General features: G+C 75.3%; 2 protein-coding genes and 1 pseudogene. All 3 read right to left on the bottom strand.

What is annotated here, in order from left to right:
- A partial coding sequence (locus tag FNQ90_RS17925) for a serine/threonine-protein kinase (protein WP_182607312.1) occupies positions 1-944 on the bottom strand: 944 nt, incomplete at its 3' end.
- Positions 945-1,122: 178 nt separating this feature from the next.
- Positions 1,123-1,908 (bottom strand): SDR family oxidoreductase, encoded by a 786-nt coding sequence (locus tag FNQ90_RS17920; RefSeq protein ID WP_182607311.1) that lies wholly within the window; start codon positions 1,906-1,908, stop codon positions 1,123-1,125.
- Between the two features lie 257 nt (positions 1,909-2,165).
- Positions 2,166-3,023: pseudogene (locus tag FNQ90_RS27530) on the bottom strand (hypothetical protein); the annotation flags it as partial.

Raw genomic sequence — 3,023 nt, 5'->3', positions numbered from 1 at the left:
GCTCGGGTTCCGTGACGGCCCCGGCGCCCCCGCCGGCGGGGGTCACGGGAGACGGGGGCCCGGCGGGGCCGGGCGCGTACTGTCCCGGGCCGGGTCCGGGCACCGGGGTCCACGGCGGCCAGCGCGTCGCGGAACTGCGCCGCGTCGAAGGTCCGTTCGGCCGGGTCCGCGGCCAGGGCCCGGCGCAGGACCGCCATCAGGTCGGCCGGTACCCCCGGCAGGTCGGACAGCGGTTGGGTCTGACGGAAGATGATCTCGGCCAGGCTCGGCTCGCCGCCGTCCTCCGGGAAGTGCGGCGGCCTGCCGCACAGCAGGGCGTGCACGGTGGCGGCGAGTGAGTACACGTCCCCGGCGGCGGATGGCTCGGCCAGCCGGAACGCCTCCGGCGGCGCGTACGCCGGGGTCAGGGCCTCCCGGGTGACCGACAGGTCGTGGCCGGGCCGGGGCAGGGCCGCGAGGCCGAAGTCGGTGAGGGCGACCCCGCCGTAACGGTTGATCATGACGTTGCCGGGCTTGATGTCCCGGTGCAGCACCCCGGCCGCGTGGGCGGCGGCCAGGGCGTCGGCGAGGGCGACGCCGATGTCGCGGGCCTCCGCGAGGGGCAGCGGGCCGGTGCGGGAGAGCCGGTCGGCCAGCGAACCGCCGGGACACAACTCCAGCACCAGGTAGGGGTGCCCGTCCTCCCGCACCCCGGCGTCGTGGACGGCCACCACGTTCGGATGGTCCGAGAGCCGCCCGGCGGCGGTGACCTCGCGCAGGAAACGCTTGCGGTCCCGCTCCGAGAGGAGCCGGCGGCCGTCGATCCGCAGCGCGACCTCGCGGTCCATGGAGAGCTGACGGGCCCGGTGCACGGTGGCGAAGCCGCCCCGGCCCAGCACCTCGAGAACCTCGTAGCCGGGCTGCCGGATCCCCCCGGTCCCCCGGTCCTCGTGCTCGCCGTCCATGTTCCCGTCGTCCCCGTTCCCGTCCCTGTCCCCGCGGCCGGCCCGGCCGGGACGTCCGGCCGGATGTGGGCGACGACTCTAGCGCGGGCCCCCGACACCGGGACCGGCGGGCGGGCCCGGCGTCGGAGCGGCGGATCCGAGCGGCGGTGTCCGAGCGGCTCGGCGGACCCTCCGGGGGTCAGTACTTCTCCGACTGACCGCCGTCGATGGCGATGGTGGTGGCGTTGATGAAGGACGCCTCGTCCGACAGCAGGAAGGCCACCAGGTGGGCGACCTCCTCGGGACGGCCGAAGCGCTTGCTCGGGTTGAGCGAGACGAACTGCCGCCCGACCTCCTCCCAGTTCTCCTCGTCGATCTGCTTCAGCGACCCCTCGACCATCGCCGTCATGACGGCGCCGGGCGCGATGGCGTTGACGGTGATGCCGTACTCCCCGTACTCCACGCCGGAGTTGCGGGTCAGCCCGACGACGCCGTGCTTGGCGGCGGCGTAGCCGGACTGGTTGCCGACGCCCCGGATGCCCCCCACCGAGGCGGTGTTCACGATCCGGCCGTGTCCCTGCTCGCGCATCACACCCAATACCTGTTCCAGGCCCAGGAAGACGCCGCGCAGGTTGATCGCCAGGACGCGCTCGAACTCGGTGGCGCCGTAGTTCTCGGTGAGGTTCTGGCGCCCCTCGATCCCGGCGTTGTTGAAGAAGCAGTCGATGCGACCGTACGCGTTCCTCGTCTCGGTGACGTAGCGCCGGGTGTCCTCCTCGGAGGAGACGTCGGCGACGATGGTCAGCACCTCGGTACCGGGCGCCGCCTCCTCGATCTCGGCGGCGGCCTCGGCCAGCCCGGCCTCACTGACGTCGACCAGGACCGGCTCGGCGCCCTCCCGGGCGACCCGGACGGCCGCCGCGCGACCGAGCCCGGCGGCGCCACCGGTGATGAGGACGACCTTGTCGGTGAACCTGTCGTGCATGGGATGCCCCTTCCTCTGTTCCCGAAATGGGTGGTGGGGTCATCCTCTCTTCCCGATGATCATGTTCCCTCGGGGAACCCGCGCACGGGCCGAAGGTCACCCGGTCGCCGGGTCCGCCTTCCGCGGTGGCCCGGGGCTCCGCCCGTCCGGACCCGTGACCCCGGGGACCGCCGTCGGCCCGGCCGGGGTCCGGTCCTCGCGCACGGCGATCACCCGTCCGGGGCGCGGAGGCCGCCGTGCGCGAGCGGGAGGTCGCGTCAGCTCCCCGCGGGTACCGGGCGGTCGTCGAGCACGATGGTGGTGACCTCGGGGTTCCCCTCGTCCCCCCGGCCGGTGTAGGCCCCCGGCGCCCCGGGTCCGGTATCGGCCACGGCCTGCCGGGCACGTTTGTGCACGGTGCCCGCGAGGGCCCGGCCCACGGGGTCCGCCGCCCCCTCCCGGTGGAGGTCGCGCGTGGTCACCAGGACGGCGAGCAGTGAGCGTCCGGAGAGGAACGCCTCGGTTCGACCGCCGGCGAGGTCGGTGACGCGGTCCGGCACCCGGAAGTGCGGGTGGCGGACGGTGTGGTCGAGGAGGAACTGCCAGGTGTCCCGGTGGCAGATCAGGCGGGCCGTGGCGATGGAGGCCGCCGCGTCCAGGCTCGCGACGAACACCTCGTCCTCCGTCGAACTCCCGTCATCGGGAGGATCCGTGGCGGGCGGGGCGGCGGCGGATCCACCGGAGGGCGGCTCGCCGGCCCCCTCCGCCGGGACGGATCCGGCGTCGGGTCCGGGCGCCCCGGAGGACGGCTCCGCCCCGGGCGCGGCGGGCGCGGCGGAAAACACGGAGGCGATGGGCGGGGTGTCCGCCGCCGACTCGGACTCCGTGGCCCCGGGGACGTCCCCGCAGGAGCCGGGGCCCGGCGGATGACCCTCCGCCTCCGGCTCCCCGGCGGGAGGCGTCCCGGGCTCCTCCTCCCCTCCGGGGACCGATGTCGCGTGCCCGTCGCCGGAGGGCGCCGCGCCGGGCTCCCCGTCCTTCGCCCCGAACGCCTCCCGGGATGTCTCCTCGGGGGCATTCCTTTCCCGCTCGGCCTCCCCCCCGTCCTCCCGCCGGTCCTCGGCCCCGTCCGATGC

This window comes from Streptomyces alkaliphilus (assembly GCF_014141535.1).
GTDB classification, from domain to species: domain Bacteria; phylum Actinomycetota; class Actinomycetes; order Streptomycetales; family Streptomycetaceae; genus Streptomyces; species Streptomyces alkaliphilus.
This window is presented reverse-complemented; position numbering and strand designations above follow the sequence as displayed.

Coding starts and splice junctions, on each gene's coding strand:
- FNQ90_RS17920 (WP_182607311.1), bottom strand. CDS start 1,908: ATGCACGACAGGTTCACCGACAAGGTCGTCCTCATCACCGGTGGCGCC.